The organism is Rhodobaculum claviforme, from assembly GCF_016653255.1.
Classification (GTDB): Bacteria; Pseudomonadota; Alphaproteobacteria; order Rhodobacterales; family Rhodobacteraceae; genus Rhodobaculum; species Rhodobaculum claviforme.
Genome location: NZ_NHSD01000200.1, coordinates 1 through 7,274, shown reverse-complemented (window position 1 = coordinate 7,274; position 7,274 = coordinate 1). Strand labels below are relative to the sequence as shown.

Annotated in this window: 8 protein-coding genes; 4 read left to right on the top strand and 4 right to left on the bottom strand. The window is 71.1% G+C overall.

Annotated features, from left to right (window positions below):
- The first annotated feature begins 54 nt into the window (after window positions 1–54).
- Complete coding sequence (gene murD, locus CCR87_RS06960; protein WP_201156835.1) at window positions 55–1,455, top strand: UDP-N-acetylmuramoyl-L-alanine--D-glutamate ligase; 1,401 nt, start codon at window positions 55–57, stop codon at window positions 1,453–1,455.
- 69 nt (window positions 1,456–1,524) lie between these two features.
- On the opposite strand, the gene CCR87_RS06955 is transcribed toward murD, so the two are convergent.
- From CCR87_RS06955 to CCR87_RS06945, 3 genes are read right to left on the bottom strand one after another with little or no spacing between them, the layout of a single operon-like run.
- Window positions 1,525–2,007 carry a DUF192 domain-containing protein gene (locus CCR87_RS06955; protein WP_242511898.1) on the bottom strand — a complete coding sequence of 161 codons (483 nt, stop codon included), beginning with the start codon at window positions 2,005–2,007 and terminating at the stop codon, window positions 1,525–1,527.
- Window positions 2,004–2,561, bottom strand: coding sequence for a cold-shock protein (locus tag CCR87_RS06950; protein WP_201156833.1), 558 nt, complete (start codon window positions 2,559–2,561; stop codon window positions 2,004–2,006). The genes CCR87_RS06955 and CCR87_RS06950 overlap by 4 nt, the downstream gene beginning before the upstream one ends.
- Window positions 2,562–2,585: 24 nt before the next feature.
- A complete protein-coding gene (locus tag CCR87_RS06945) occupies window positions 2,586–4,007 on the bottom strand; it encodes a M20/M25/M40 family metallo-hydrolase (RefSeq protein WP_201156832.1) in 1,422 nt (473 codons plus the stop codon).
- 121 nt (window positions 4,008–4,128) lie between these two features.
- Here CCR87_RS06945 and CCR87_RS06940 point away from each other — a divergent pair, with 121 nt between their 5' ends.
- Both CCR87_RS06940 and CCR87_RS06935 read left to right on the top strand, forming a co-directional pair.
- Window positions 4,129–5,316: an aminotransferase gene (locus CCR87_RS06940; RefSeq protein WP_201156831.1), complete on the top strand. Its 1,188-nt coding sequence runs from the start codon at window positions 4,129–4,131 to the stop codon at window positions 5,314–5,316.
- Between the two features lie 91 nt (window positions 5,317–5,407).
- Entirely contained in the window at window positions 5,408–5,590 is a 183-nt protein-coding gene (locus CCR87_RS06935; protein WP_201156830.1) for a hypothetical protein, read from the top strand.
- Window positions 5,591–5,594: 4 nt separating this feature from the next.
- Here the strand turns inward: CCR87_RS06935 and CCR87_RS06930 are convergent, their stop codons facing one another.
- The gene (locus CCR87_RS06930; RefSeq protein WP_201156829.1) at window positions 5,595–6,026 is read right to left on the bottom strand and encodes a SufE family protein; all 432 of its coding nucleotides are present in this window, start codon (window positions 6,024–6,026) and stop codon (window positions 5,595–5,597) included.
- A gap of 224 nt (window positions 6,027–6,250) precedes the next feature.
- On the opposite strand from CCR87_RS06930, the gene CCR87_RS06925 reads away from it, so the two are divergent.
- Window positions 6,251–7,274, top strand: a 1,024-nt coding sequence (locus tag CCR87_RS06925; protein ID WP_201156828.1) for a trypsin-like serine protease, incomplete at its 3' end; no start/stop codon positions are given.

Here is a 7,274-nt window from a genome sequence, read left to right as displayed (position 1 = left end):
GCCCCCACGGGGCCCGCATCCAGCGGTGGCGCGGGGCTGCAAAGGAAGCGTGTGATGATACCTGTCAGGGGGTTTGCGGGACGCTGTGTGGCGGTGCTGGGTCTGGCGCGCTCGGGCCTGGCTGCGGCGCGCGCGCTGTCGGCCGGCGGGGCCGAGGTGGTCTGCTGGGACGACGGCGCCTCGGCCCGGGCGGCGGCCGAGGCCGAGGGGGTCGGGCTGCGCGATCTGGGGCGCCCCGGGGCCCTTGACGGGGTGGCCGCGCTGATCGTGAGCCCCGGCATCCCGCATCTGTACCCCGCGCCGCATCCGGTCGTGGCGGCGGCGCTGGCGGCGGGCGTGCCGCTGGACAATGACGTGGGGCTGTTCTTCAGCTCGCTGGGGGATCCGCAGTGGGCGGCGATGGACAGCCCGCCCCGGGTGGTGGCGATCACCGGCTCCAACGGGAAATCGACCACGACGGCGCTGGTGCACCATATCCTGACGACGGCGGGCCGCCCGACGCAGATGGGTGGCAACATCGGGCGGGGTGTGCTGGACCTCGATCCGCCGGGCGAGGGGGCGGTGATCGTGCTGGAGCTGTCGTCCTATCAGCTGGAGCTGGCGCGGGCGCTGACACCGGATGTGGCGGTGTTCACCAACCTGAGCCCTGATCATCTGGACCGTCACGGCGGCATGGGGGGGTATTTCGCGGCCAAGCGGCGGCTCTTTGCCGAAGGGGGGCCCGATCGCGCGGTGATCGGCGTCGATCAGCCCGAGGGGCGGTTCCTGGCCGGGCAACTGGCCGAGGCGGCTGAGGACATGCGGGTGATCCGCGTCTCGTCGGGGCAGCGGCTGGAGGGGGCGGGCTGGTCGGTGTTCGCGCGCAAGGGCTTCCTGGCGGAATGGCGCAAGGGCCGGCAGGTCGCCGCGTGCGACCTGCGCGCGCTGGCGGGCCTGCCGGGGGCGCACAACCACCAGAACGCCTGTGCGGCCTGGGCGGTGGCGCGTGCGCTGGGGGTGGCGCCGCGTGACATCGCCGATGCGCTGGCGGGTTTTGCGGGCCTTGCGCACCGTGGCCAGACCATCGCGGAAAAGCGCGGCGTGCGGTTCGTCGACGACAGCAAGGCCACCAATGCCGACAGCGCGTGGCACGCGCTGGGCGCGTTTGCGCGCATCCGCTGGATTGCCGGGGGCCGTGCCAAGGCGGGGGGCATCGCGGCCTTGGCGCCGCAGTTCGGCCATGTGGTCAAGGCCTATCTGATTGGCGAATCGGCCGACGCGTTCGCGGCCCAGCTGGGCGAGACGCCGCATGCGCTGTGCGGCACGATGGCCGCCGCCGTGGCGCGCGCGGCCGCCGAGGCCGAGCCGGGCGATGTGGTGCTGCTGGCCCCCGCCGCCGCCAGCTTTGACCAGTACCCGGATTTCGAGGCGCGGGGCCGCGACTTTGCCGCCTGCGTGGCCGCGCTTGCGGACTGAGCGGCCGGACCGGGGTACGGACCGGGGCGGCCGAACCGGGATACCGAACTGCGCGGCCGGGCTGAGGCGTCAGTCGCAGGGCCAGGCGGCGGTGTCCTGGTCGAGGCGCGGGTGGCGCATCTCGCTGCCCCTGGTGATGCCGAACCGGCGTGCGAGGCCGCCGTTGATCTCCAGCACCTTCAGCACACCGGTGCCGCCGTCGATGGGGGTCTCGTCCAGGGGGATCGCCTCGTGGTGGATGCGGGTGACGGTGCCGGTGGCGTCCATGAAGATCATGTCCAGCGGTATCAGGGTATTGCGCATCCAGAACGCCACTCTTCGCGGGCTGTCGTAGACGAACAGCATCCCGGCGCCGCGCGGCAGGCTCTCGCGGTGCATCAGCCCGCGCGCCTGGCTGTCGGGGGTGTCGGCAAGCTCCACGGTGAATCGGGCCTGGCCCCAGGGGCCGCGCAGATCCACCACGTCGTCCCGGCAGCTCGCCGCCGCCGTCGCCGCGAACAGCAGCAGCGCCAGCGCGGCGATGCCCATGCGTGCCGACCAGCGGTGCCTCATGCGGCGGGGTCGCCGTCGCCGCGCGAGATCGCCGCCTCCCATGGGGTCACCAGCACCGCCATCCGGCCGCGGCGCCCGTCGATACAGCGCAGGCAGATCGCCTCGCCGGGCTGCACTTCGGCAAAGCCGGACCGGCGCAGCACCTCGATATGGACGAACACGTCGCCGTCCTTGCCGAACACATTGGCAAAGCCGAAGCCGCGCGCCCGGTCGAACCACTTGACCCGCGCCGGTTCCAGCGCGAGGCCGGCAAGGGTTTCCGCGTCGATGTCGGTGACCTCGGCCATGTCCGTGGTCGGCGGCATGGGCGGGGGCACGATCTTGAGAACCTCGACCGCCTGCAAGCCGCGCGTGGTTTCCTGCACCAGGACCTCGATCTCGGCGCCGTCGCTCACCGCGCCCTGGCCAAAGGCGCGCAGGACATTGGCATGGAGCAGAACATCGGCGCTGCCATCCTCGGGAAGGATGAAGCCAAAGCCCTTTCCGGCGTCAAACCACTTCACCTTGCCCTTCATGCTGCGTGGTTCGCGGAGATTGGCGCTGTCAAAGCTCATTTTCCAAGTAACCCCGATATACAATCAACCGTGCAACTTTGTGTGATTGACCGGACAAACGCAAGCCCCCGTTAACTCTCCCAGCCCGGAAAGCAGGGCCGCCCCGCTGCGGATGCCCGCATGGAAGCAGCTGAGGGAGAGGTTCTCGTCCGGGGCGTGGTTGGCCTCGTCCGCGTTGCCATAGGGGGTGACAAACGCCGGCAGGCCAAGGGTCTTGGTAAACACATAGTCCGGCAGGCTGCCACCCATGCACGGGTACTCCAACGGCGACTCTCCCCTTGCCAGGGTCAATGCACGGCGGAGAACGGCGGCAAAGGGGCTGTCCATCGGCGTGCGCGACGGCAGCATTCCGCCCGACCCCACGACCTCGACCGTGGCACCCAGGGCCGGGGCCTGCGCTGCGACATGTGCGCGCACGGCCGCAAGCGCCTGGTCCGGCGTCATCGCCTCCACCAGGCGGATGTCGCATTTGGCCACCGCCTCGGCCGGCAGCACGGTCTTGGAGCCGGGACCGGAATACCCCCCCGCGATGCCGTTGATCGTCAGCGTGGGGTGGAACATCAGCCGGTCCCAGAACGGCCGGTCGCGCGGGGCGTCGAGGGCCGACAGGCCCAGCTCGGTCATCAGCGCGGGCAGGTCGATCGGCAGCGCGGCGGCGGCGGCGGCCTCGACCGCGCCGGGCGCCACGACCGGGTCGCACAGCCCCGCCACCGTCAGCCGCCCGTCGGGCGCGCGCATCGTGCCCAGCAGATGCACCAGCGCCCACATCGCATTGGGCACGACCCCGCCGAAGTTGCCCGAATGCGTGTCGCGCGCGGCCGTACGCACCCGGATGTCGAAATGCGTCACCCCGCGCACGCCGTACAGGATCGTGCCGCGCCCCGATGGATGCAGCGTGCCGTCGGCGGTGACCACCAGGTCGGCGTGCGCCAGCTTGTCGGCATGCGCCGCCACCGCCTCCGCCAGATGCGGCGAGCCGATCTCCTCCTCGCCCTCCAGCAGGACGATGACATTGCACGGCAGCCGGCCATGGACCGCCAGATGCGCCTCGATCGCCAGCAATTGCGCCAGGTGCTGGCCCTTGTTGTCGCCCACGCCGCGGGCAAAGATCCGGCCGTCGCGGATCGTCGGCTCGAACGGGGGGGTGGTCCAGGCCTCCAGCGGTTCCGGGGGCTGCACGTCGTAGTGGCCGTACAGAAGCACCGTCGGGGCATCGGGCACCGCGGGGCCGCGGCCCAGCACCATCGGATGGCCGCGGGTCGCCAGCAGCTCGGCCTCGAATCCCAACCGCTCCAGCATGCCCATGAGCAGGCCCGCCACCTCGCGGATGCCCACGTCCTGTGCGCTGATCGACGGATGGCGCACATATTCCATCAGCCGCGCGACATGGCTGTCGGCGTTGCGGTCGATATGGGCGAACACGGGATCAAGGTCACTGTACGGCATCGACGCCTCCTGGCATGGGCAAGCAGTCTTGCGCCCCCGGGGCGCCAAGGGCAACCCGGGGGTTGCGCTCGGGCGGCGCCCCGGCAACATGGCGCCGCTCCGCAGAAGGAAAAGGCCGCCGATGTCCCACCTCCCCGCGCCGTTGTCGCCCGCCATGGCCCGCACCTTTGCCCCGCCCGTGATGGAGGCCCGCCGCTGGTTGCAGGAGGCCACGCTGCCCCCCGGCATGGAGTTGATCAACGTCAGCCAGGCCGCGCCGCTGGAGCCCCCGCCCGAGGCGCTGCGCCGCGCGCTGGCGGATGCCATCGTCAACGACCCGGAGGTGCATTTCTACGGTCCCGTCCTGGGCCAGCCGGAACTGCGCGCGGCGCTCGCGGGTCAGACCGCCGCGATCTATGGCGGGGCCGTCGCGGCGGACCAGGTGGCGATCACCCAGGGCTGCAACCAGGCCTTTGCCGCGGTGATGGCCACGCTGGCGGGGGCGGGGGATGCGGTGATCCTGCCGACGCCGTGGTATTTCAACCACAAGATGTGGCTGGACATGGCCGGCGTCACCGCGCAGCCCCTGCCCACCGGCGCGGGGCTGCTGCCCGACCCTGACCGTGCCGCCGCCCTGATCGGCCCGGCCACGCGGGCCATCGTGCTGGTCACCCCCAACAACCCCGGCGGGGCAGAGTACCCGCCCGAGCTGATCGCGGCATTCCGCGATCTGGCCCGCGCGCGCGGCATCGCGCTGGTGATCGACGAGACGTACCGCGATTTCCACAGCCGCCCCGGTGCGCCGCACGGGCTGTTCACCGATCCCGACTGGGACGATTCGGTGATCTCGCTCTATTCCTTTTCCAAGGCGTACCGGCTGACGGGGCACCGGGTTGGGGCGATCCTGGCCTCGCCCGCGCGGCTGGCCGAGGTCGAGAAGTTCCTCGATACCGTGGCGATCTGCCCCGCGCGCCCGGGCCAGCACGCAGCCCTGTGGGGGATCGAGCACCTGGGCCAGTGGCTGGCCGGCGAGCGGGACGAGATCCTTGCCCGCCGCGCCGCGATGGAGGCGGGGTTCGCGGCACGGCCCGACTGGCGGGTGCTGGGCTGCGGGGCCTATTTCGCCTATGTGGAGCATCCCTTCGCCACCCCTTCGGATGTGCTCGCGCGGCGGTGGGTGGCCGAGGCGGGCGTGCTGATGCTGCCGGGCACGATGTTCATGCCCGAGGGCGATCCGGCCGGCGCGCGGGCGCTGCGGATCGCGTTTGCCAACCTCGACCGGCCGGGGATCGCCGCGTTCTTCGACCGGCTGGAGGGGGTGCGCGGGTGACGGGGGCATGACGGCGCCCGCGCGCGGGCTAGCTGTCGGGGGACCGGACAGAAGACACCATGCACCCCACCCCCGCGTCGGAGGACAGATGATGCCGACAGGTCGTTTCGCACTGATCCTCGGCGCCGCGCTGGTGGCGGCGCTTGTCACCGTTCTGGGCGCGGGCTGGCTGAGCGCGCGGCTTGACCTGGGCGATTACGGGCTGGGGGTGCCGCTGAAGCTGGCACTGGTCGCGGTGGTTCTGGTCTGGCTGATGCGGCGCAACGGGCGCTGAGCCGTCAGGCGGCTTGCACCGTCTCGGCCGCCAGCGCGCGGATGCGCCCGATCATCGCCCGCAGCCCGTTGGAGCGCTGCGCCGACAGGTGATCGTCCAGCCCCAGCCGTGCCAGTTCGGCGCCTGCGTCCACCTCCAGCACCGCGCGCACGCTTTGCCCGGCATAAAGGGCGTGCAGCACCGCGATCAGCCCGCGCACGATCATCGCATCGCTTTCGCCGTCAAAATCGAAGCGCGCCTCGGGGCCGGTGCCCTCGATCCGGGGCAGGATCCAGACCTGGCTTGCGCAGCCGTCCACCCGCGTGGCGGGGACCTTCACCGCCGGATCGAGCGGCGGGAAAGCGCGCCCCAGCTCGATCACATGGCGATAGCGCTCCTCCCAATCCTCCAGGAACTCGAAGGTGTCGGCGATGTCCTCGAAGGCGGCGGTGGCCACGCGCATCTCTCCTGTCTGTGCGGTCTGTGTGGCAGATAGACCCCAGCCCCCCGGAAATCCACCCCGCGGGACGGCTGGCGCAGGGAGGGCGGCTTGTGCATGCGATGGTGTGCGCTTACATGTCCAGTCAATCAAATGGTGTGACTGGTGCAAATGGTGCGGACCGGTGGGCATGGCGCCCGCCCTGTCCATGGTGCTGCCCCCCATGATCCCGGACCACCCCCATGACCCCGCAAATCTCCCTCGTCCTCGCAGCCGGCCTTGCGACGCTGTGGACGGCGCCCGTGCACGCCTCCACCCTGACCGCGCCATCCTTCGAGCCGCGCATCGTCATCAACGAGAACGACGGGGCCGACGGCGCCCGCGCGCTGGGCGCGCCCTTTGACGGGGTGGTGCAACTGCGCTTCGGCAGCGCGGACCAGAAATACTGCAGCGGCACGCTGATCGCGCCGGGGGCGGTGCTGACCGCGCGCCACTGCATCGACATCTACCGCAGCGACGGCACCTTCAGCTTCACCGTGCAGTCGCGCGACCTGAAGGTCGGGTTCACCGATCCCGACGGCGGCAACATCACCCGTGTCGGCGTCAGCGCCATCCAGCGCTTTACCGCCGACCTGCCGGAGTTCGACCGGGGGGCATTCTTCAACGGCAGCGACCTTGCGCTGCTGTTCCTGTCGACCCCGGTTCCGGATCGCACGCCATTTGCCTTCGTCACCGACCCCAGGCCGGGCGAGGTCGGCCTCATGGTCGGTTATGGCGCCCATGGCGTGGCCCGCGAGGGGGCGCCCACCGACCGGAGCGCCACCTATCAGGGGGAGCGCTGGGGCGCGCTGAACACGATGGACCTGGTCGGGCCCAGCTCCATCTTCGGCGGTCCCGCGCCGGACTTCACGGTGTCGGGCGACAACAGCCTCATCTATTCGGACTTCGACGCGCCGTCGGGCACCGTCAACAGCCTTGGCCTCGTGTCCGATCCGGCGATGATCGAGGGCGAGGGGACCACCGCGCCGGGCGATAGCGGCGGGCCGCTTCTGGTGCAGCGCGATGGGGTCTGGCTGCTTGCCGGTATCCTGACCGGGGGGTCGGTGTTCTCCGACAGCACATGGATCACCTATGGCGATGTGTCGGTGTGGACCGGGATCACCTCGGACCCGGCGCGAGCGTTCGTGCTGTCGGGGGGCGGGGTGCTGTATGGCGGACCGGCCGCGATCATCCCGCTGCCGCCCTCGGGGGGGCTGCTGCTCGGGG